Here is a 19,921-nt window from a genome sequence, read left to right as displayed (position 1 = left end):
CGGGAGGTGTGCCGTGCGCAGGCGTGAGTCGGCGGGCAGGCGCGGGCGGGCCTGGCGGCCCAGCCGCAACCAGTGGCGTATCGCCGTGTTCGTCGCTGCCGGCCCCGGCAGGGCGTCGAGCAGGGCCGTGACGCGCCGGGGTACGGCGCCGGCCCACGCGGCCGTGCCGTCGTCGGCGAGCACCGCGGCCACGAGTCCCGTCAGAGCCGGGGGAGTCACGCTCATCGGCCCCCGACCTCCGCGTGCGCGGTGCCCGACAGGCGCCACGCCGACTCCGGCCGCCACCGGCCCCACCAGCGCTCCACGCGCACCTCCGCGTCCGCCCGCTCGCTGTTGCGGCACACGGCGGCGGAACCGTCCGGGTCGGTGTAGTCGAGGGCGAGCGTCCCGTCCGGCGGCTGGGTCACCGTCACCTTGATGCGCCGCAGACCCGCACGGCCCTCGACCCGCCAGCGCGGCAGGCCGATGCCCGCCCAGCCCACGGCGGTCCGCTCCGCCCGCCGGGGCCAGGTGCGGCCGTTGCGGTACAGGCGCAGGAACACCAGGGGAGGCAGCCGGTCGAGCCCGCGCCGCATCGACACGGCGGCGACGATCTCCAGGACGTCACCGCCTCCCAGGTCGGCGTGGAGCCAGGCCCAGCGGCGGGCGTTGCCGTGGCCGAAGATGCGGGCGCCGGCGCCGGGCGCGTCCGTGAGCCGCAGCACGCGGGTGCCGTGGCGGACGGTTCCGCTGTAGCGGGCCCGGGCGGCGGGCAGCAGGTGTGTGGCCGGCAGCCAGGGGCGCCGCCAGGACCAGCGGGGGAACGTGTGCAGCGGCGGGCCCTGCCACTCCTCGGTGAGCGCCCAGGAGAACGGCCCGGCCGAGCCGGTCAGCCGGCCGGGCGCGACAGCGACGTCCCCGGCGACGAAGCCGTCGGCCGGGCCGCCCGTGCGGCCCGTCCAGCCGTCCCTCGGACCGCCCTCCCAGGGAACGGGTCCGAAGCGGGCGTGCTCCACCGGGCCCTCCTTCGGGAACACGGCGACCCAGCCGTGCGCGTGGGCGGGGCCGCCGTCGCGCGGGGCGACGAGCTCGTGATGCAGCCAGACACCGCTGCCGGTCGCCGGATCGGTCAGCGTCGTGTACCACACCTCCGTCCGCCCCGGCGTGCCGTCCCAGCGCGGCGCCAGGTACCGGTCCGCGGCGGGCTCGGCCGCACGCGGGAAGCGGAACCCGGCGAGGAAGGGAAGCAGGCCGGTGGCGAGCGGGAAGCGCAGGGTGCCCTCGCCGACGCGCGCGCCGTCCTCGTAGAGCGTGTACGGCAGAACGGTCATCGAGGACAGGGGACGTCTGAGGGACACCGACTTCCAGCCGTCCAGCAGCAGCCGCCGGCCCTCCAGGTCGAAACCGAGCCGGTAGCGGATCCGGCGGCGCGCCACCGGCGAGATCTCCAACTCGCCCTCGGCAGCGGGATCGTCGGCCCGCCCCGCTATCCGGATCCGTCCCGTCAGCCGCGCCCGGGTCGTGCGGTGGGGCAGCATCAGGCGGTCGGCACGGGCCAGCAGGTCCAGTCGTACCCGGCGGTCGGCCCCGTCGTCGGCCAGGCGGACCCGGCCCAGCATCGTCTCCCGGAACGTCGTCCCGCGCGGGGTCACGAGGCGTCCTTGCGGTGCCCGCCGGAGCGCGCGAGCCCTTCGAGCATGATGCGTTCCGTGGCCGACAGGTAGTGCCCGGCGGCGGTGCGGGCCGCGTCCGGGTCGCCGGCCGCCACGGCCTCGACGACCGGTGCCAGGCGGTCGTGCGCGGCCCGGGCGTCCTGGAACGGTCCGGCCAGCGCGGCGCGCACCGGCAGGTACGCGTTGAACAAGGTGTTGGTCAGCAGCACGTACACGCGGTTGCCCGTGGCCCGGGCCAGCGCCCGGTGCACCTCGGCGTCCGCCAGCTGCGCGGGGTCGCCGCCGTCCGCGTCGGCGACGGCCGCCAGCAGCCGGCGCAGTCCGGCGACGTCCGCCGCGGTGGCGCGGGCCGCGGCACGCTCCGCGATCAGCGCACCGATACTGCGGCGGACCTCGAAGATCTCACCGATCCAGTCGGGGCTGTGGCGCACGAGCATGGGCAGCAGGTCGGCCCCGCCGAGGCGCAGGAAGTCCCGTACGCGGGTCCCCACGCCGTGGCGCGTCTCCAGCAGCCCGGATTGCACCAGCCGGCCGAAGGCGTGCTTCAGGGTGGTGCGGGTGACCCCGAAGCCGTCGGCCAGTTCACGCTCGGGCGGCAGGTAGCTTCCGGCCGGGTGGCGCCCGGCGAGGATGTCCTCGCGCAGCCTCCTCTCCAGTACGTCGACGATCGTCTCGCGTGGCAGTGCTTCCACCCCGGCCTCCAGCGGCACAGTCGTTCTGCGGTGAGTGAGTGGCTCAGTGGCTGAGCCACTCAACCAATGCCCGCTCGCGGAGTCAATGCCCGTGACGGAACATGCCGTTGAGTGGAGCAATCACCGGCGCGCCGTGGCCCCGCACACCAGGCTGGACGTCTTGTCGAGTGGCGGTGACAGGAGTCCGTGTGCGAAGACCACGTATGCCGAAGCCTGGACATACCGGTCGGGAGCCGGAGGACGGAGCCGGTGCGCGGACGCGGTTGTCGGCCCCTCCGGCATGGATGCGATGGCTCCCGGTCCTGTACGTCGCGGCCCTTCTGCTGCTGGAACCCGCGACGCCCGTGGAATGGCCGGTCAGCTTCGTGCTGATCGCCCTGCCGCTCGTGGCCGCCTTCGCCCACGGCCCGGTCGTCGTGGGCGGCGCCACCGTGTTCGCCGTCGTCCTGGAAGGGGTGCTCGCCGGCACTCCGTGCTGCGCGGGCCGTGAGGTCGGCTACCTGTGGGACCGCCACTACGTGGCCTCCTACATCTGCACCGGACTGGTCGGCGTTCTCGGCACGATCCTGGCCGCCCACCGCGTCCGCCGCGAGCGCACGCTGGCCGACGTACGCTTCGTGGCCGACATCGCCCAACGGGTCCTGCTCCGTCCGGTTCCGCACCGGATCGGGCATCTCCACCTGGAGAGCCTGTACCTGTCGGCCGACGCGGAGGCACGCATCGGCGGCGACCTGTACGAGGCCGTCCCCACCCGGTACGGCGTCCGGCTGCTCATCGGCGACGTGCGGGGCAAGGGGCTGCTCGCGGTGGAGACCGCGGCGGCCCTGCTCGGCGCGTTCCGCGAGGCGGCACACGACGAACCGGATCTGCCCACGCTGGCCGACCGGGTGGAGACGAGCATGGACCGCAGGGCCGCACTGCTGGGCGGCAGCGAGTCGGGCGAGCGGTTCGTCACCGCCGTCTTCGCGGAGATCCCCCTCGGGGAGCCGCTGATCCGCGTCGTCAACTGCGGCCATCCGCCGCCGGTCCGCATCCGCTCCGGCGAGGTCTGCGAACTGGACAGGGGGCGGTCGGCGCCGCCGTTGAACCTGGGGGTGCTGCTGGGGGAGCCGTACCACGTCGACGCCTACTCCTTGCGGCCCGGTGACCAGCTCCTGCTGTACACGGACGGCATCACGGAGACACGCGACGCGGCCGGCTCCTTCTACCCGCTGCTCCAGCGCCTGCGTTCCTGGTGCTCCCTGCCGCCCCGGGAGCTCCTGGAGCGGCTCCACCACGACCTGCTGGAGTACAGCGGCGACCGGCTCCAGGACGACATCGCGGCGCTCGCCGTCCGCCTCCCCGCCGACGAACCGGCCGTACCGCCCGTGTCACCGCACGCCTGAGCACGGGGTACGGCGCCGCCGCAGCCGGCAGCTCAGAAGGCCGTGTGCGCGAACCAGCGGTCGAGGACGGTGACGTCCCCGGAGACGTCGAAGACGGGCTCCTGGTACGACCGCCGCCTGTAGAGCAGCAGCAGGAGATCCGCGGCCTGCCCGCCCACCGCGACCGTGGCCGGGCCGCGTTCGGCGCCGCCGGCCGACGGCAGCAGCCGGAAGCCGTCCGCGTCCAGCCGCACCCGCCACTCCTCGCCGGCCGCGCCACCGGGTCCCGTGCACCGGAACGCGATGGTCTCGCCGTCGCCGCGCAGCTTCGTCACCCCCGGAGCGAAGACTCCCGCGTGGGGCAGGTTGACGAGGAACTCCTGCACGCCGTCCGCCGCCAGCACCGGGTCGATGTCCGGCTCCCGGCCGACGGCGCGCTCCGCGTCCACCCGGTGCACCAGCGTCTCGCAGAGCATCCGACGGGCCCAGAACCGCGCGTGCCGGTCCTCGCCCCACGCCCACATCGCCGCGTCGGGATCCGTGTCCCGCAGTACGGCCGCCACCTCGGGCACCCCGGCCGCGACCCAGTCGGCGTACGCGTCCGGGTCGTCCGGCAGCCCCAGTTCCACGTCGCGGCTGCGCGGAGGCTCCTGCACGCGCTGGGCCAGCAGTGCGCCGAACCAACGCTGCAACGTGCCCACGTGCCGGGCGAGATCGGCCAGCGTCCACTCGGGGCAGCCGGGCACGGCGCCCGCCGGATCGGCGCCCCGCACCGCCTCGGCGAACCGACGGGTCTCCCGCTCGATCGCCCCGCGGTAGGTGTCGTACGGCAGGGGATGCCCCGCCCCGCTCGTCGTTGCCATCTGCTGCCGCCGTTCTGCCCTGGCACGGATGCCGGCCCGCTCCTCGTGATCAGTGTGCGGGCTGGAGCGCACTCGAAGGCAAATCGGCCCGGCGGGCCGGCGTACCCCCGCCGACACGAACCGCGGTCACGGGATGCGGGCCACCGCCGCGTAGATCCCGCTGCCCTCCGGCGCCGTGTCCGTCTCCGGCGCACCCCACTCCGTGGCGGTCACCAGGCCGGGCGGCACGAGGTCCAGGCCGTCGAAGAAGCGCTCCACCTCCGGGCGCGACCGGAAAGCGAGCTGGATGCCGCCCTTGGCGTACTCGGCGGTGACCTGCGCGGCGAGTTCCGGATAGAGGTCGGACGCGGCGTGCGACAGCACCAGGTGACTGCCGGAGGGCAGCGTCGCGACCAGGTTGCGGACGATGCCGTGGGCGTCCTGCTCGTCGGTGACGAAGTGCATCAGCGCGATCAGCGACAGCGCGATCGGCCGGTCGAAGTCCAGGATCCGGCGGGCGTGCCGGACGATGGAGTCCGGCTCGCGCACATCGGCCTGGATGTAGTCGGTGACCCCTTCGTCGCTGCTGATCAGCAGCGCCTCGGCGTGACGCAGGACGATCGGGTCGTTGTCGGTGTAGACGACCTTCGCCGTCGGCACGATCTCCTGGACGATCTGGTGGAGGTTGGGCGGGGTGGGGATGCCCGTACCGATGTCCAGGAACTGGTCGATCCCCTGTCCGGCGAGCCAGGCGGCGGCTCGGTGCATGAACTGGCGGTTCTGCCGTGCCGCGTCCCGCGCCTCGGCCGGCAGCCGCTCTCCCACGGCCTCGTCGACCGGGTAGTTGTCCTTGCCGCCCAGCAGCCAGTCGTAGACCCGCGCGGGATGCGCCTTGCTGGTGTCGATCTCCAGGGGCGGCGGTGCGTCGGTCGTCATAGCAGCTCCGTTGCGCGGGTGAGCGGTTCAGGCCATGTGTTCGATCATCCTACTCGTATGCCGGGGCTGCCTCGGGCCAGGCGGCGAAAGGAAGTTGGGGCGGGCGGGACACGGTCACGCGTCCCGCCCGCCCCGGTGCTGACCGACGACGTTGGGCTCGATCGCCGTCAGGGGGACGCCGATCGCGGCGCCCCCCTGGTCACGGGCCCGCTTGTCGAAGGCGGCGGGTGGCCGAGTGGTCAGGGCTGGGCGGTCAGTTGGAAGCTCTGGGCGCCCGAGCCGTCACAGGTCCGCTGGGTGAGCTGGACGCTGTCGGTGGCCGTGCCGGACGCGGTCAGGCACTTTCCGCTGTGCCGGGCGGTGAAGTGGTAGCGACCGGTGGCCTCTTTCACCGGCAGCCACTGCTGGTTGGTGCCTCCGCCGTAGGACCACAGCTGCAAGGGCGCGTTGTCGGCCGTGGAACGGTCCACGACGTCGATGACCTGCTGCGGATTGCCGCGAGCGGCGATGCGCGTGTAGCCGCTGTCGGTGGACCGGAACTGGAACTGCTGCGCCGTGGTGGAGTTGCAGGTGTACTGCTGGATGACGGTCCCGTTGGCCGTGCCGGCGGCGCGGGCGTCGACGCACGTGCCGTTCCCGGCGTTGCGCAGCGTGTACCAGGCGGTCTCGGAGATGCCGTCCGTGGGCGGCTGGGACGACGCCGCCCCGCCCAGCCACTTCAGCCCGTCCAGGACGAACTGGTTCTGCGTCGCGCTGGCGAAGGTGGACGACAGGGCCGTGTTCGTGTCGTAGTTCATCGCGTTGTGGCCGAAGTTCGCGTACAGCATCTTGTACTTGGTGTTCGTCCACAGGATCGGGTAGTAGCCGCTGTACCAGGTCTGGTTGGGATCCGTGCCGAGCGGGAAGCTGCTGGGGTCGATGGAGGCCAGGATCTTGATGTCGGGGTTCTGGCGCAGGTCGTTGGACCAGCTGTACCACTCGCTCACCGACGACGTGAAGGTGGCGGGCAGGTTCCGCGTCGAGGGGTGCGTGCGGTCCTCCACGCGCAGGACGGCCGTGGTCGGTCCCCAGGTGTTCGAGCGGAAGTTCCCGCTGCCCAGGAACTGGTTGTGGTACCACGGCCAGCTCTGCGCGTCGGTGGTGAAGGCCGAGACGTGGAAGCCCATCCAGGCGCCGCCATTGCGCATGTACTGCTCGAAGCCCGCGCGTTGGGCGGCCGACTGCGGCAGGTCGTCGAGGAAGAGGACCACCTGGTAGTTGTTGACACCGCCGTTCGCGAGGAGGTCCCAGTCGGTGCTGGCGGTGTAGGTGAAGCCGTTCGCGGCCGCCTGCTGGGGGAACCACTGGTTGGCCTCGCGGACGAAGCTGATGTGTGCGGCGTCCCATGTGCCGTTGTACAGCGCCAGGACGCGGAAGGGCTCCGCGGCCGGCGCGGCCTGGGCGGGTGGCTGCGCTGTCAGGCTGACCAGCGCGGCGAGGAGAAAGGCCAGCCACATGGGGATGCGTGCCGCGCCGGATCTCACCTGTTGCATCCGATGCTCCCTTCTCGGCCGGGCCCGGGAAGGGCCGGGCATGAACGTCGGCGTTCATGTAGGTGCATGCAGGTCGCATGTGCAGAAGCTGCTGGCCGGTGAACCTAAAGGTCTGGACCATACTCGTCAAGAGATGACGACAACAAAGTCCCTTTGTCCTGTGGCGTGTTGAAACCTTGAATCCGGGTACGACCTCCTCGGTGGCGCGGCTCCTGCGGGTGTGCGGGCGGTTGTCAGTTCAGCGCGTCGAGGGCCGCGATGATGTCGGCCGGTTCGGCGCGGGTGGTGTAGTCGGTGTTCACGAAGGCCCAGCGGACGGTGCCGGCGGGGTCGATCACGTACGTGGCCGGCAGTGGCAGGGTGCGCGGGTGGCCGTCGTTGACGCGCTGGAGGTCGAAGCCCAGCCCGTCGTAGACGGCGGCGAGGTCGTCGGGGAGGTCGAAGGCGAGACCGTACTGCTTCGCGGTGTCGGAGCCGATGTCGCTGAGGACGTCGAAGGCGAGGTCGTGCTTCTCGGTGAGGCTGAGGGACTCGTCGGGGATCTGGGGGGAGACGGCGACGAGCCGGGCGCCCCGCGCGGTGATCTCGCTGTGGTGCTGCTGCAGGGCGCGGAGCGCGATGTTGCAGTACGGGCACCAGGCGCCGCGGTAGAAGGTCAGGACCACGGGGCCCGTGGCGAGCAGGTCGTCCAGGGCCACCGTCCGCCCGGTCGCGGAGGGCAGGCGGAAACGAGGGGCCCGGTGGCCGACGCCGAGGGCGCGGTCGGTCTGCCCGGATTCGGCCAGCTCCTGGCCGGCCCGCAGCATCACCTCCCGCACCTCGGCCGGGATCTGCTCCTGGCGGGCCGCGTAGAAGGCGCGTAGTTCGGTGTTGAGGCCGGTCATCTGGTGTCCTCGCTCTCGGTGAACTGCCCGGAGGCGACGGCGGGCCGCACGGTGATGCGCCGTCACCTTTCTTGAAACGCTCGTTCCAAGATAGTGTCACCACAAGAAGCGTCGGTTCAAGACGGCGAGGTGACACATGGCCGACATCAAGCACTTCGACCCGGACACGGTCCTGGACACCGTGGTGCGGCTGTTCTGGAAGCAGGGCGTGGCCACGACCGGGATCCAGGACGTCGTGACCGCGACCGGCCTCAACCGCTCCAGCCTGTACGCCACCTTCGGCGGCAAGCAGGAGCTGTATCTCGCCGCGCTCCGCCGCTACGTGGAGCGGCGGAGCGCGCCCATGTTCCGTCGGCTCGCGCGGGACGGCCGTGGACTGCCCGCCGTCGCGGACTTCTTCGACGGCCTGGTCGATACACGCTGTTCGGGCGAGTACGCCCGCTGGGGCTGCATGGTCTCCAACGCCCACGCCGGTGCCGAGAACGGCGACCCCGGCGTCCGCACCCTCCTCGACCGGCACCACCAGGAGCTGCGGGACGCGATGTACGCCGCGCTCGTCGCGGCCGAGGACCAGGGGCAGCTCGCCGCAGGGGCCGATCCGGCAGCCGCGGCCGATCTGCTGGCGCTGCTCGCCTACGGCGTGAACCTCCGCTCCCGCGCGGGCGCCGACGCCGAGGCGCTGAGGAGGACGGTGACCGCGGCACTGGACTCGATCGGCCGGCGATCCGCGGCCTGAGCAGGGACGCCGTTTCCTCTGTCGGCTCACGCCGGCCCCGCTTCTCCTGTCGGCTTACGCCAGTTCCGGGCGCGCGTCCAGACACATGACCCGGACGGCGTAGCGAGGAAATGATTCCGCGGGTGAAAGCGGGAGGCGGGTGGCGCGTGGGGCCGCCGCGTCCGTGAGCATGGGCGCGTGCCCGGCCGAACGGCCCCGCCGCCCCGGCGGCACAGCTTCTTCCCTCCGCACCCCACGAGGAGTTCGTCGTGCGTGTCCGTCGTCAGCTCACCAGTACCCTCGGTTCCCTCGCGCTCGTGTTCGCCTTCCTGGGCGCCGGCACCGCCACCGCCACCCCGGCGGCCGCCGATCCCTGCGGCTTCTACGAGACCGGCTCCGACGCCTACTACAACCACTGCACCTCCGACGGCTCCCACGTGGTCATCAAGGTCGAGGTGGCCCTGGCCCCCGACTACGAGCGGTGCGTGGGCCCGGGCAGGAGCTGGCTGGGCTCCGCCACCAAGATCCAGGGCGCCCACTACGCGGGCCGCACCTGCTGACGCCGGGCGCGTCGCTCCCGCCGCCGACCGGGGCCGTCCCGTCCGCCCAGGGGCTTCCCCGGTCTGTGCTCCGCGTGCACAGGAACTGTGCTGTGCGTGCACTCTTGCGCGAGTGCCGTCGGACCCGCCGCGGCAAGCTCGGCGGCCCATCCGTGCGCTCGGGAGCCCGTGGCGGTGCGCTGTGAGGCAAAGCGCCCGGCGTTTTCCCGCCCCGGCGGGCCGCCGACGCGTCCGTACCCCTCCGTACGCGCCTCCATCGGGCCGGTCCCGGGCCTCCGGCAGGGCCGTCCGCATCTTGTTGAACATTTGAGCCCCTCCTTTCACGGCTTGTAGAAAGGCCGAGTCAGAGGGAGGGAGACGTCATGGGCGAGCGGCGACTGCGCGTGCGGGTGGGCAGCGACGCGCTGCAGGAACTGATCGAGGAACTCGCGGAACGGCTGCGGCGCTCCGTGGTCGTCGACGACCCCCTGGTCCGGCTGATCTGCTCCAGCCAGCACTTCGGCGACGAGGACCCGGTCCGCATACGCAGCCTGCTGCGGGGCCGGGCCGACGACGTCGCCATCCGGTACGTCCTCGACCAGGGCGTGGCCCGCTGGACGAAGCCGGGCTTCCTCCGGGGCCGCGACGATCTGGGGCTGCTCACCCGCTACTGCGTCCCCCTGCGCGAGCGCGGCGAACTGCTCGGCCTGCTGATGGTCGTCGCGCCGGACGGAACGCTCACCCCCGAGGAGACCGACAGCATCGCGCAGGCGGTGCCGTCGATCACCGCCCAGCTCCGCGCGGACCAACTGGCCGCCACCGCGGGCGAGGTGGACCTGCACGAGACGCTGCAGTCCCTCTTCGGCGCCGGTGAGGCGGCCCGCGCGGCGGCGCGTCGGCAGATCCTGGACGGCGGCGTTCTGCCCGACGCCCCGCACGCGGTGGTGAGCGTCGTCCAGGTCTCCCGCTCGGTGGAGCCGCCGGGGCAGGTGGAGATCGCCCTGCGCGCGTCCCTGGAGCGGTTCGTACGCACCCGCTCGGCGGACGGCGTCATGGCCGCCACGCCGGACGGCGCCGTCCTCCTCCAGGTCTCGGACCGGCCGCTCAGCGCACAGGAACTGGCGGACCAGGCCACGGTGGTCCGGGAGGACCTCGCCGCCTACCTGGACGCCTCGGCGGCCCCCGTCCTCGGTATCGGCGGCACCCACGACGGGCTGGCCGACGCCTGGACCTCGCACGCGCAGGCCCTGGTCGCGGCCCGCGCCGCGCGCCGGCTGCCCCACCTCAAGGGCGTCGGCGCATGGGAGTCCCTGGGCGAACTCGCCGTACTCCTCCACGTACCCGACCACGCACTGACGCCGTCCCTGCTGCCCACGCCGCTCCGCCTGCTGCTGGACAGCCCCGGCGGCCCGCGGCTGGAGGAGACGCTGCGGTGCTTCCTCGAACACGCCGGGTCGATCCCGCGCACGGCCGAAGCCCTGCGGATCCACCGCACATCCCTGTACTACCGGCTGCGTCAGATCCAGGAGATCACCGGCCTCGACCTGGACAGCGGCGGTGACCGGCTGGTCCTGCACCTCGGCCTGCGCACCCTCGAACTGCTGCGCGCTCAGACCGACGCCCAGGCCGCCGGATGAGCGGGTCGCCTCCCGGTGCACGGGAGCGCCGGACGGTGCCGGTGTCCGGGCGGAACCGGGACCGCCCCACGGAATGACGGAATGCGCGCCCGCCGATCACTACGCGGCGCCGGGGTGCGGTACCGGCCCCCTACAGAATGACGAAGATATCGCCGGCCGATCACTACGGAGCGCGGTGGTGCGCCAAAGGCCGGGTGGCACAGAATTCCCGTATGCGGAAGCCGACCTGAGGCCGGCCCCGTGAAACAAAGGCGTAACCCGCCGCCGCCGAGCACGTCGTGGCGGCGGAATGCGAGAAGGAGTCGACATGGGGGCCGTGGAGCAGCTGACGACCGGTGACGGAGTACGCCTGGTCTACCGGGACAGCGGGGGAGAGGGATTCCCTCTGGTCATGCTCCACGGCTGGGGACAGACGCAGGAGATGTTCCGCCACCAGCTGCGGGGACTTTCCCCCGCGCGCCGCGTCATCACCCTCGATTTCCGGGGGCACGGGGTGTCCGACAAACCGCACCACGGTTACCGCATCGCCCGTTTCGCGGCCGATGTGCGGGACCTTGTCGACCACCTGGGGCTCGACCGGTTCGACGCCCTGGGCTGGTCGATGGGGGCCTCGGTGTGGTGGAGCTTCGTCGACCAGTACGGCACCGGCCGTATCCGGCGTCTCGTCGCCGTCGACCAGCCCGCGGCCGTCGCCGCCGTGCCGTGGATGTCGGTCGAGGAGCAACGGCAGTCCGGCGCCATCTTCGACGTGGCCGGTCTGGTCGCGCTCGGCGCGGAACTCGCCGGTCCGGGCGGTGAACAGGCACGCTACGAGTTCGTCCGCGGCATGTTCTCCGGTGACCCCGACCCCGGGATCCTCTCCTTCGTGGCCGAGCAGATCAGCGTCACCCCCGCGTACGCGGCGGTGCCCCTGCTCTTCGACCACTGCGCCCAGGACTGGCGTGACGTGCTGCCCCGCATCGACGTGCCGACGCTGGTCATCGGATGCGACGGCAGCCACGTCCACCCGCGGTCGCAGCGGTTCGTCGCCCAGCGGATCCCGGGCGCACGGCTCCATGTCTTCCCGACCACGGTGGCCAACTCGCACTTTCCCTTCCTGGAGAATCCGCCGGCTTTCAACGACGTCGTCGGCGCATTCCTCTCCGAGCAGCCGGATCCGGCGCATCACGCGGACGTGAACGCCTGAATCCGGCTTCCATTCCGAACAACCGAACAACGCAAAGGAAACGACGGGAGCCCGATGTGACCCGGTCGATCACCCCCGCCATGCCCGAAACTTTCGCACACGAGCCGTCCGGCACAGACCCGGGAAATGACGCAGGCTCTTTCATCGACCTGCCCTGGCCGACCGCCGGCGACGACGACCACCTCTGTCTGGCCGTCAACGTCTCCGACGACACGGTGCATTTCCCGGACGATTCCCCCCTGCGGCTGGAACCCGGCGACTTCGTCATCGGCGCCGCCTTCCACCCCGGCCTGCTGTCCCGCAGCGGCGATCTGGCCCTCTTCCGGATCCCCCTGTGCCTGCTGGACGCCTCGGCGGCCGACCTGCGCGAGGTCTCGCACACCCGCCTCAGCGGTCGCAGCGGCCTGGCGTCGCTGGTCTCGCAGTTCCTGACCGCCCTCGCCGGAACGCCGCGCCACCAACGCCTGGCCGGCGGCCGTCGCCTCGCCCTGAACACGGCCGACCTGGTGGCCCTCCTCGTCGGGGACGTCCTTCAGACGCGCGGACGGCGCGCCGCCCCCGGCAGCCACGAGATGCTGACCCGGATCCAGCAGCACATCCAGGACAACCTCATGGACCCGGACCTCGCACCCGAGTCGATCGCCCGGGCACACCACATCTCGGTGCGCTACCTGCACAAGCTCTTCCAGTCCCGCGGCACCACCGTGAGCGCCTGGATACGGCAGCGCAGACTCGACGCCTGCCGTGCCGAACTGCGCGCGCGGCGCCGTACCGTGGCCGCCGTCGCCCACAGCTGGGGCTTCGCCAGCCCCTCCCACTTCAGCCGCCTCTTCCGGCAGACGTACGGCATCACCCCCAAGGAGTGGCAGGCCAGCGCGTCCTGCGACGCCTGAGCCGCCCCCACGCAGGCGCCCGCCCCGCCGTCGGCACACCCGTGAACCGGGAAGGAACCCCATGCCCGCCACCCCCACCGTCGTCCTGGTCCACGGAGGGTTCGCCGACACGGCGATCTGGTTCGGCGTCGTCGCCGAGTTGCACCGCCACGGCATCCCGGTCGTCGCCCCGCCGAATCCGCTGCGCGGCCTCGCGGCCGACGCCGCGCACATCGCGTCGGTGGCCGCTCAGATCGACGGCCCTGTCGTGCTGGCCGGGCACTCCTACGGCGGCGCCGTGATCACCGTGGCGGGCACCGCCGACAACGTCGCCGCCCTGGTCTACATCGCCGCCCACGTCCTGGAGGAGGGGGAGAGCCTCGGCGAACTGCAGGCCGGATTTCCGGCCGCCGAGGCGGCGGTCGACCTCCAGCGGTGGAGCTATCCCGTTCCCGGTGGCGGTGAGGGCACCGAGGTCACCCTCGACGTCGAGGCGTTCCCGACGGTGTTCGCCGCCGATGTCTCCGCCCCGGTCGCCAGGGTGCTCGCCTCCTGCCAACGCCCGCTGGCCCTCGCCGCCTTGGAGGAGAAGGCCACGGCCGCCGCCTGGCGGACCAGACCCTCGTGGGCCCTGGTGGCCGGCGCGGACCGGGTGATCGCTCCGGAGGTGGAGCGCTTCGGTGCCGCGCGGGCCGGAGCGGGCGTGGTCGAGATCGAGGGTGCCTCGCACGCCGTCCCCCTCTCGCAGCCCACGGCCGTGACCCGGCTCATCCGCGACGCCGTCCACGCGGTGAGCTGACCCGGCCCACGTCCGCCCCCACGACCCCCCCACGCCCCCCCACGGACCCCCTGGGATCACCACGCAGCCGAAAAGGAAGGACCAGCCGATGACGACACAGCTCAAGCCGCTTCTGCGGACGTGGGAATGGCAGGCCGAGGCCGCCTGCCGGGGCATGGACAGCTCGGTGTTCTTCTCACCGCCCGGTGAACGGGGCTCCGCGCGGCGCCGGCGCGAGCAGAAAGCGCAGGAGATCTGCCGGTACTGCCCGGTGCGCGTGCCGTGCGCCGGCTTCGCCGCGGCGTCCGGCCAGCGCTACGGCGTGTGGGGCGGTCGCACGGAAGCCGAACGCCGCGCCACCCCGTGACGCCGGACGCCCTGAACCGAACCCCGCCGCCTGGTCGGGGCCGGACCGGAGACCGGGCATCACCCCGCCGGCGACGCCGATGCGCGATCGGCCAGGTGCTCCTCCGCGCCCGGTATCCGGTGTGCGTCCTCCGCGCCCACCAGGCCGCCCGGCGCGTCCCCGTCGGGCTTGAGCGTGCACGCCGCTCGCTGGACGGTGCACGTCGGAGAAGTCCTGCGGGACGCCGAGACCGGTGTCGGCGGCGCGCTGCGAGCGGTGCGCCTTCACGACGTCCTCGCGGGCGAGGCTCCCCGCGGCGCAGGCCTTCTTCAGGTCGGCGCCGAGCAGTTCGGCGGCGTTGTAGCCGGACAGCACACCCGAGTCCACGGGGCCGCGGGAGGCGGGGACAACGACGAGGGACGCCGTCTGCGCGGGCCCGCGCTGATCAGGAGAGCCTTCACCCCCTCCTTGCGCAGCGCGGAGACCTGTGCGGACAGGTCGGTGTCCGTCGCCTTGATCTTCTGCCCGAAACACACGCACGATGGCGTGACGCCCGTCCGGCCGGGTCTGCCGTTCACGGGCCTCCCCGATGCGCCACGACCGGCACCCGCCACCCGCCACCCGCCGTCCGGCCCACGGGCCCGACCGGGCCGCTGGCTCCGGGGCCGCGCAGCGGGGGAAAGGGTCACGCCGGAGCACCGCCGGGCAGCGGGCCGGGGCGAGACAGCCTTCGATCATCCCGGCGTGCGCGCGAACGCCGCAGCGCGCGTCCTGCCCGGCGCGGCGGCGACACCCCGGCTGGACCGGCGCGACGACGGAGAACGCCGGAGCACGCCCGTACGACGGCCCCGCCGGGCGGCCGAGCGGGCCCGCCTGAACCGCCTCGCGTCCGCTCCGCGGCGGCCCCCCGACCCCCCGGCCGTACCCGCCCCGGCGACGGCCCCCAGATGCACAACGCGGCCCGCGCCGCAAGGATCGCTTGTGAGGCGTGCGTGCTCTGTGATGCCGTACGGCGTGCGCACCCACCCGTCACCGGTTGCTCGGCATCTGCCCGAGCTGGGGGAAACGCCCGTTCCGGCGTTCCAACCGGAGCATTGCCATGCTGATCAAACACATCCTGAACCGCTCTCCTCGTTCCGCGCAGCCGGCGGGGCACCCCACCGGCACGGCGCCCGCCGCGACCACCACCGGGCCGGCGGTGACCGCGGCCGATTGCGGTCTGCTGCTCCTCCGGCTGACGTTCGGCCTGTTCATGGCCGGGCACGGCGCGCAGAAGGTCTTCGGTCTCTTCGGCGGTGGCGGCCTGAGCGCGACCGGCAAGGCCTTCGAGGCCCTGGGCTACCGACCGGGAAAGCTGTTCGCCGTGATCGGGGGCCTGTCAGAGCTGCTCGGCGGTCTCGGCCTCGCCCTGGGACTGCTCACACCGCTGGCCGCCGCCGCTCTCATCGGCGTCATGATCAACGCGATGGTCACGGTCACCGCCGCCCACGGCCTGTGGGACACGGACGGCGGTGTGGAGTACAACGTGGCGATCGCTGTCGCCGCCCTGGCCGTCGCGGCCGTCGGCCCCGGCCGGCTGGCCGCCGACCGCTTCTTCCGCTGGGGCAGGGGCGGCTGGGCGGAGGCCGCCGTCGCGCTCGGCCTGGGCGGCGTCGGGGCCCTGATCTCACTCAGCGTCTAGCCGTGATCTCACTCGGCGTCCACGGGGTTGCGCCGGAGGTGCCCCGATGGCCGGACGCCGCGGCCTGATCCGGCCTGGTCCGAAGGAGGGTGGCACCTGGCCCGAGCCGAGCCGCCTCGCTGTCACCCTCACGCCCACCCCGTCCACGTCCTCGCGGGCGGACCGGGCGATGGGCGATGTCCCGGCCGACCGGGCCGTCGTAGCGGAGGCATGCCGCACGCCGGTGCACATGCGTGCAACCGGCGCGAAGGCGGCGGGGCGGCTCAGTCGCTCACCGGCGCCGCCACCCGTCACCCTTCACCGCGCGGTGTTCGCGGTCTTCGGGACAGACGGGTGCCGGTCGGCGCGGCCCGTGGCCGAGGAGGGCGGCTCGCAGCTCGTGCTCGGTGATCTGCTCGGCGGAGCGGTGGAGCACCCAGCGGCGGGGCTCGCCCTCCATGGGCAGCACCGCGACGACCGTTTCCGGCCGGGAACGGCCGGCCTGGCCACGGATGAGCTGGCGGATGACGACGGCTGTGTCGTCGTCCAGGTCGAGCAGGGCGCGTACGGCGTTGTTCAGTTCACGCAGGCGCGGGCTCGGCCAGGCGATCCCTGGGCGGGGTTGCAGGTACATGGGGGTGTCCCTCGGGTGGTTCAGCCGGGTGGGGTGCGGGTGGCGGCCCAGGCGTCCGTCGCGACGGGGGGCCGGGCGACGCGGGGGCGTCCGGCCAGGGTCAGTTGCCAGACGGCGAGGAGCAGCAGCGTGCCGGTTTCGGCGAGGAGGCTGAGGACGGCTTGGGGCGCGGGTCGCAGACCGTGCTCGGTGAATCCGAACACTCCGACGGTCCGCGAAGCGGCGAAGCCGCCGAGAGCGCCGAGCGCGACGCCTGCCGCGGCGATCCTCAGCAGCAGGGGTGGTGTTCCGATCAGCAGCAGGACGGCGAGGGCGAGGGAAGCGCCGGCCTGGAGGAGGAACAGCGGCCCGATGACGGGGATGAAGCGGTAGCCGTCGATGTAGAGCTGGGCGTGGAGGTATCCGCCCGCGGCCAGGGTAGCGGCGGTCGCCGACCGCAGGGCGGGCGCGAGGAGTCTTCGGGTGTTCATGTGAGCCTCCGGTCCGTGACGGCCAGTTCGCGCTCGCCCCGCCGGTAGCCGACGGTGCGGATACCGAGTGCCTGCTTGAGCTGCCGGGCGGGGAGGACCTGCGGGGTGGGGGCGGGAGCGCGGCCCGGGTGGGGCAGGGGGTAGGCGGTGGTGGTGGCGGAGTGGAAGGTGATGTTGCCCTCCGTCTTGGTGAAGAGCTGGTGGACGTGCCCGTTGAGGCAGGTGACGGAGGAGAAGCGGCGCAGGAGGGCGATGACCTTGAGGGCGTCGTCCGTGCTCCAGCCCCACCGCGGGTACATGGCGAACAGCGGGATGTGGCTGAACACGACGATGGGGGTGTCCGACGGCAGTCCGGCGACGTCCTTGCGGACGAAGTCGATCTGGGCGTTGCCGAGGTGGCCGAGCTTCTCCAGGCTCAGGGTGTTGACCAGGGCGATGAAGTGCACGCCGTGGGTGTCGAAGCTGTACCAGCCGTCGCCGAGCGTGCCCGTGCCGAAGGTCCGCCGGTAGGCGCGGCCCGCGTCGCCGATGGAGTCGTGCTCGCCCGGCACGGTGAAGACGCGGTCCGTCCGCATCCCGGTCATCATCTGCTTGACCTGGTCGAACTGCTCGGCCGTGGACAGGTGGGTCAGGTCGCCGCTGTGCATCACGAAGTCGGGCCGGAAGCCGAGCGTGTTGACCTGGTGGATCGCCTCGGAGAACGAGCCGGCCACATCCGTGTTGGCCGGGCCCTGGAACCCGATGTGGCTGTCGGAGACCTGCACGAACCGCAGCGCCCCGCTGTCCGCGGCGGCGGCCCCGGCGAGGCCCTGGGGGGTGCCTTCCCGGGCGTCGGCGATCCGGCTGACCACCTGGCCACCGGCTACGGTGAGCACCACGGCGCCTCCGAACCACGCGGTGTGCCGCATGAGTTGACGCCGGGTCATGCCGTGCTCGGTGCCGGGCCGGCCGGTGTCGTCGGCCGGTGCTCCGTCGTGGCTGTTCCAGTGGCCGGTCATCGGGTCACCTCCACGGTGGCGGTCATGAAGGGATGGATGGTGCAGAGGTAGGCGTAGGTGCCGGGCTTGGTGAACGTGTGGCGGTAGGTGGCGTGGGTGGCCAGGGCGGCCGAACGCAACGGGCCGCCCGATCCGGTGCTGGTGACGGTGTGGGCGTCGGTGTCCTGATTGGTCCACGTCACCGTCGTGCCCACCTTGATCTTCAGCTTGGCCGGGGAGAACGCGAAGTTCTTGATCGCCACCGCGTTGCCGGTGACCGGCGCGGCCTGCGCGGCCTTGGCCGAGGGACTCATGGGCATGCTCATGCTCGGCATCGGCGAGGCGCCGGGAGCGGAGCCCGCCGCGCCCCCCGGCCCCGTGGCGCCGGGCATCCCTGCCATCCGGTGCTGACCCGGGCCAGGTGTGAGGGCTCCGGCTCCGGATGCCGGGGAGTGCGACGACTGGCCGCATGCGCTGAGCAGCCCCAGAGCGCCGCCGGTGGCGACGATGACGGCGGCCATCCCGGCCGCGGCGCGTGACCGGCGGCCCGGCGCGCGAAGGTTCAGGTACATGGTGTCCGTTCCTCGTTGGTCAGGCGGGGGCGTGGACCGCGCCGGCTCGGCGCGCGCGCCCGCGCGAATGTGTGGTGGATGCCGTGTTCGTGGGCGTTGCCCCTCACCGGCCGGCCGGCGGACGAGCAGGGGTGCTGCTACCCCGTGCGCGCCGCTCGCCTCGACGTGCCCCGCGCCGCACTTGCGCCTCTGCGCACCACGAAGGTGCGGACGCGGGCAGGGTGTACGGCGCCGGGAGCGCCTCCGTCGCGTGGCGTGTGCCGGCCACCTCTGCCCCCTCCTCTGCCGCGGGGAACAGGTGAGGCATCGCGCCGGAGTCGGCTCTTGTCCGGCTTCACGGACGGCGGGGGCCGCACGGTTCGACAGGAACGCACCTTTCCTGGAGAAATCGGTATCGCCGCAGGTCAGCCCGGTTCCGGATGTCACGCACGGTGAGTGCCGGCGGCGCCGCACGGTCCGCAAGGGGCGCCGCGCCCGCGAGGCCCGCTCAGCGCAACCTGCACCTTCCGTGCACTACAGGACAAAGACGTACATATGCGCGACGATCGACTCATGCCCTGGAACCAAAAACGTGGCCCGCGGACCCGTCCGGATCGCTCCGCAGACCGTGTACCTGGTAAAGGGACCCTTTCGACCGCGGACGAGGATCTGCTGCGCACGCTGTACGCCGAGCACGCGGGACCTCTGTTCCACTACGTACTGCGGCTGACCTCGGGAGACCGGCAATGGGCGGAGGACGTGGTGCAGGAGACACTGCTCCGGGCATGGCAGCACCCCGCCGCGTTCGACCCCGCACGCGGCCCGGCCCGGGCGTGGCTGTGCACGGTCGCCCGGCGCCTGGTCATCGACGCCCACCGGGCCCGGCAGGCGAGGCCGGCCGAGACCGGCGGCGAGGCCCTGGAGCGGGCCGCCGAGCAGAGCCAGGGCGAGGACGAGATCGATCAGGCACTGCAGAGCTGGGCCGTCGCCGACGCCGTCCGCTCGCTCTCCCCGGACCACCGCGCCGTCCTGCTGGAGACCTACTACCGGGGCCGGACCATGGCGGAGGCCGCACGCGTGCTGGGCATCCCGCTGGGCACCGTGAAGTCGCGGACGTACTACGCCCTGCACGCCCTGCGGCTGGCGTTGCAGGAACGCGGGATCGAGCCATGACAGGGGCGTGCGGGAGGTGGCGACCGTGAGTGCGGAGCACGACGACCTCCGGCTGGCGCTCGGAGCGTACGTCCTGGGCATCCTGCCACCGGAGGAAGCGGAGCCGGTGCGTGCGCACCTCGCGCAGTGCGCCGAGTGCCAGGCGGAGCACGCCCGGCTGGCGGGTCTGCCCGCGTTGCTGGCGACGGTGACCCTGGCGGAGGTCTCGGGGCGTACGGTGCCGACGGCCGACGGGGATCTGGCCGACCGGCTCGTGGCGCGGGCGGGCGAAACCGTGCGCGGCCCTTCACCCGAAGAGCCCGCGGCGCCCGCCGTACCCACCGTCCCCGTGACACCGCGGACGCCGGAGAGAGGTGTGCTGGAGAGACTGCTCCAGCAGGCCGCTACCCGGCGCCGCAAGACCCGGCGCCTGCAACTGGCCGGAGCCGCCGCCTCCGTGGTGCTCGCCGCCGCGGCGGCCGGCGGCGCATGGCTGGCCGCC

Annotated in this window: 21 protein-coding genes and 2 pseudogenes; 11 read left to right on the top strand and 12 right to left on the bottom strand. The window is 72.8% G+C overall.

Going from position 1 to position 19,921, the window contains the following annotated elements:
• From ABZV94_RS32725 to ABZV94_RS32715, 3 genes and pseudogenes are all read right to left on the bottom strand, one after another.
• Positions 1-225 (bottom strand): annotated as a pseudogene (locus ABZV94_RS32725) (hypothetical protein); the annotation flags it as partial.
• Positions 222-1,631: a tocopherol cyclase family protein gene (locus ABZV94_RS32720; protein ID WP_356346867.1), complete on the bottom strand. Its 1,410-nt coding sequence runs from the start codon at positions 1,629-1,631 to the stop codon at positions 222-224. The pseudogene ABZV94_RS32725 and the gene ABZV94_RS32720, both read right to left, overlap by 4 nt.
• Positions 1,628-2,344: an FCD domain-containing protein gene (locus tag ABZV94_RS32715; RefSeq protein WP_356346865.1), complete on the bottom strand. Its 717-nt coding sequence runs from the start codon at positions 2,342-2,344 to the stop codon at positions 1,628-1,630. Before ABZV94_RS32715 ends, ABZV94_RS32720 begins: the two co-directional genes overlap by 4 nt.
• A 284-nt stretch (positions 2,345-2,628) precedes the next feature.
• Here ABZV94_RS32715 and ABZV94_RS32710 point away from each other — a divergent pair, with 284 nt between their 5' ends.
• Entirely contained in the window at positions 2,629-3,729 is a 1,101-nt protein-coding gene (locus ABZV94_RS32710) for a PP2C family protein-serine/threonine phosphatase (RefSeq protein WP_356346862.1), read from the top strand.
• Between the two features lie 32 nt (positions 3,730-3,761).
• On the opposite strand, the gene ABZV94_RS32705 is transcribed toward ABZV94_RS32710, so the two are convergent.
• From ABZV94_RS32705 to ABZV94_RS32690, 4 genes are all read right to left on the bottom strand, one after another.
• Positions 3,762-4,571 (bottom strand): maleylpyruvate isomerase family mycothiol-dependent enzyme, encoded by an 810-nt coding sequence (locus tag ABZV94_RS32705; RefSeq protein ID WP_356346859.1) that lies wholly within the window; start codon positions 4,569-4,571, stop codon positions 3,762-3,764.
• A gap of 126 nt (positions 4,572-4,697) precedes the next feature.
• Complete coding sequence (locus ABZV94_RS32700) at positions 4,698-5,486, bottom strand: SAM-dependent methyltransferase (protein ID WP_356346858.1); 789 nt, start codon at positions 5,484-5,486, stop codon at positions 4,698-4,700.
• Positions 5,487-5,725: 239 nt separating this feature from the next.
• Positions 5,726-7,018 carry a ThuA domain-containing protein gene (locus tag ABZV94_RS32695; protein WP_356346856.1) on the bottom strand — a complete coding sequence of 431 codons (1,293 nt, stop codon included), beginning with the start codon at positions 7,016-7,018 and terminating at the stop codon, positions 5,726-5,728.
• A 233-nt stretch (positions 7,019-7,251) separates the two neighbouring features.
• Positions 7,252-7,902: a peroxiredoxin-like family protein gene (locus ABZV94_RS32690; protein ID WP_356346853.1), complete on the bottom strand. Its 651-nt coding sequence runs from the start codon at positions 7,900-7,902 to the stop codon at positions 7,252-7,254.
• Between the two features lie 136 nt (positions 7,903-8,038).
• Here ABZV94_RS32690 and ABZV94_RS32685 point away from each other — a divergent pair, with 136 nt between their 5' ends.
• From ABZV94_RS32685 to ABZV94_RS32655, 7 genes are all read left to right on the top strand, one after another.
• Positions 8,039-8,638, top strand: coding sequence for a TetR/AcrR family transcriptional regulator (locus tag ABZV94_RS32685; protein WP_356346851.1), 600 nt, complete (start codon positions 8,039-8,041; stop codon positions 8,636-8,638).
• A 248-nt stretch (positions 8,639-8,886) separates the two neighbouring features.
• Positions 8,887-9,177, top strand: a complete 291-nt coding sequence (locus tag ABZV94_RS32680) for a DUF6355 family natural product biosynthesis protein (RefSeq protein ID WP_356346849.1) — start codon at positions 8,887-8,889, stop codon at positions 9,175-9,177.
• Positions 9,178-9,539: 362 nt separating this feature from the next.
• The gene (locus ABZV94_RS32675; RefSeq protein ID WP_356346847.1) at positions 9,540-10,793 is read left to right on the top strand and encodes a helix-turn-helix domain-containing protein; all 1,254 of its coding nucleotides are present in this window, start codon (positions 9,540-9,542) and stop codon (positions 10,791-10,793) included.
• Positions 10,794-11,100: 307 nt separating this feature from the next.
• Positions 11,101-11,979: an alpha/beta hydrolase gene (locus ABZV94_RS32670; RefSeq protein WP_356346845.1), complete on the top strand. Its 879-nt coding sequence runs from the start codon at positions 11,101-11,103 to the stop codon at positions 11,977-11,979.
• Between the two features lie 80 nt (positions 11,980-12,059).
• Positions 12,060-12,872 (top strand): helix-turn-helix domain-containing protein, encoded by an 813-nt coding sequence (locus tag ABZV94_RS32665; protein ID WP_356346843.1) that lies wholly within the window; start codon positions 12,060-12,062, stop codon positions 12,870-12,872.
• A gap of 61 nt (positions 12,873-12,933) precedes the next feature.
• Entirely contained in the window at positions 12,934-13,650 is a 717-nt protein-coding gene (locus ABZV94_RS32660) for an alpha/beta hydrolase (RefSeq protein WP_356346840.1), read from the top strand.
• An 88-nt stretch (positions 13,651-13,738) separates the two neighbouring features.
• Positions 13,739-13,996, top strand: a complete 258-nt coding sequence (locus ABZV94_RS32655; protein ID WP_356346838.1) for a WhiB family transcriptional regulator — start codon at positions 13,739-13,741, stop codon at positions 13,994-13,996.
• Between the two features lie 59 nt (positions 13,997-14,055).
• Here ABZV94_RS32655 and ABZV94_RS32650 read toward each other — a convergent pair.
• Positions 14,056-14,502: pseudogene (locus ABZV94_RS32650) on the bottom strand (ABC transporter substrate-binding protein); the annotation flags it as partial.
• Between the two features lie 572 nt (positions 14,503-15,074).
• On the opposite strand from ABZV94_RS32650, the gene ABZV94_RS32645 reads away from it, so the two are divergent.
• On the top strand, positions 15,075-15,656 hold the full coding sequence (locus ABZV94_RS32645) for a DoxX family membrane protein (RefSeq protein WP_356346836.1): 582 nt from the start codon (positions 15,075-15,077) through the stop codon (positions 15,654-15,656).
• Positions 15,657-15,927: 271 nt separating this feature from the next.
• Here ABZV94_RS32645 and ABZV94_RS32640 read toward each other — a convergent pair whose 3' ends face one another.
• From ABZV94_RS32640 to ABZV94_RS32625, 4 genes are read right to left on the bottom strand one after another with little or no spacing between them, the layout of a single operon-like run.
• Positions 15,928-16,269, bottom strand: a complete 342-nt coding sequence (locus ABZV94_RS32640) for a hypothetical protein (protein WP_356346834.1) — start codon at positions 16,267-16,269, stop codon at positions 15,928-15,930.
• Between the two features lie 20 nt (positions 16,270-16,289).
• Positions 16,290-16,739, bottom strand: coding sequence for a hypothetical protein (locus ABZV94_RS32635; protein ID WP_356346832.1), 450 nt, complete (start codon positions 16,737-16,739; stop codon positions 16,290-16,292).
• The gene (locus ABZV94_RS32630; RefSeq protein WP_356346830.1) at positions 16,736-17,737 is read right to left on the bottom strand and encodes a metallophosphoesterase; all 1,002 of its coding nucleotides are present in this window, start codon (positions 17,735-17,737) and stop codon (positions 16,736-16,738) included. The genes ABZV94_RS32635 and ABZV94_RS32630 overlap by 4 nt, the downstream gene beginning before the upstream one ends.
• Complete coding sequence (locus ABZV94_RS32625) at positions 17,734-18,042, bottom strand: cupredoxin family copper-binding protein (protein ID WP_356346828.1); 309 nt, start codon at positions 18,040-18,042, stop codon at positions 17,734-17,736. The genes ABZV94_RS32630 and ABZV94_RS32625 overlap by 4 nt, the downstream gene beginning before the upstream one ends.
• A 780-nt stretch (positions 18,043-18,822) precedes the next feature.
• Here ABZV94_RS32625 and ABZV94_RS32620 point away from each other — a divergent pair.
• Complete coding sequence (locus tag ABZV94_RS32620) at positions 18,823-19,440, top strand: sigma-70 family RNA polymerase sigma factor (RefSeq protein ID WP_356346825.1); 618 nt, start codon at positions 18,823-18,825, stop codon at positions 19,438-19,440.
• A gap of 25 nt (positions 19,441-19,465) precedes the next feature.
• The coding region (locus tag ABZV94_RS32615; protein ID WP_356346823.1) for a zf-HC2 domain-containing protein at positions 19,466-19,921 on the top strand (456 nt) is incomplete at its 3' end.

Source organism: Streptomyces sp. NPDC004658 (assembly GCF_040609555.1).
Taxonomy (GTDB): Bacteria; Actinomycetota; Actinomycetes; order Streptomycetales; family Streptomycetaceae; genus Streptomyces.
The sequence above is the reverse complement of the archived record's forward strand: the minus strand, read 5'-3'. Positions and strand labels throughout refer to the sequence as shown.

Excerpts from the sequence above, each read along its gene's own strand:
- ABZV94_RS32710 (WP_356346862.1), top strand. The coding sequence starts at position 2,629 with ATGCGATGGCTCCCGGTCCTGTACGTCGCGGCCCTTCTGCTGCTGGAA.
- ABZV94_RS32705 (WP_356346859.1), bottom strand. The coding sequence starts at position 4,571 with ATGGCAACGACGAGCGGGGCGGGGCATCCCCTGCCGTACGACACCTAC.
- ABZV94_RS32700 (WP_356346858.1), bottom strand. The coding sequence starts at position 5,486 with ATGACGACCGACGCACCGCCGCCCCTGGAGATCGACACCAGCAAGGCG.
- ABZV94_RS32695 (WP_356346856.1), bottom strand. The coding sequence starts at position 7,018 with ATGCAACAGGTGAGATCCGGCGCGGCACGCATCCCCATGTGGCTGGCC.
- ABZV94_RS32690 (WP_356346853.1), bottom strand. The coding sequence starts at position 7,902 with ATGACCGGCCTCAACACCGAACTACGCGCCTTCTACGCGGCCCGCCAG.
- ABZV94_RS32685 (WP_356346851.1), top strand. The coding sequence starts at position 8,039 with ATGGCCGACATCAAGCACTTCGACCCGGACACGGTCCTGGACACCGTG.
- ABZV94_RS32675 (WP_356346847.1), top strand. The coding sequence starts at position 9,540 with ATGGGCGAGCGGCGACTGCGCGTGCGGGTGGGCAGCGACGCGCTGCAG.
- ABZV94_RS32670 (WP_356346845.1), top strand. The coding sequence starts at position 11,101 with ATGGGGGCCGTGGAGCAGCTGACGACCGGTGACGGAGTACGCCTGGTC.
- ABZV94_RS32665 (WP_356346843.1), top strand. The coding sequence starts at position 12,060 with ATGCCCGAAACTTTCGCACACGAGCCGTCCGGCACAGACCCGGGAAAT.
- ABZV94_RS32660 (WP_356346840.1), top strand. The coding sequence starts at position 12,934 with ATGCCCGCCACCCCCACCGTCGTCCTGGTCCACGGAGGGTTCGCCGAC.
- ABZV94_RS32655 (WP_356346838.1), top strand. The coding sequence starts at position 13,739 with ATGACGACACAGCTCAAGCCGCTTCTGCGGACGTGGGAATGGCAGGCC.
- ABZV94_RS32645 (WP_356346836.1), top strand. The coding sequence starts at position 15,075 with ATGCTGATCAAACACATCCTGAACCGCTCTCCTCGTTCCGCGCAGCCG.
- ABZV94_RS32640 (WP_356346834.1), bottom strand. The coding sequence starts at position 16,269 with ATGTACCTGCAACCCCGCCCAGGGATCGCCTGGCCGAGCCCGCGCCTG.
- ABZV94_RS32635 (WP_356346832.1), bottom strand. The coding sequence starts at position 16,739 with ATGAACACCCGAAGACTCCTCGCGCCCGCCCTGCGGTCGGCGACCGCC.
- ABZV94_RS32630 (WP_356346830.1), bottom strand. The coding sequence starts at position 17,737 with ATGACCGGCCACTGGAACAGCCACGACGGAGCACCGGCCGACGACACC.
- ABZV94_RS32625 (WP_356346828.1), bottom strand. The coding sequence starts at position 18,042 with ATGAGCATGCCCATGAGTCCCTCGGCCAAGGCCGCGCAGGCCGCGCCG.
- ABZV94_RS32620 (WP_356346825.1), top strand. The coding sequence starts at position 18,823 with ATGCGCGACGATCGACTCATGCCCTGGAACCAAAAACGTGGCCCGCGG.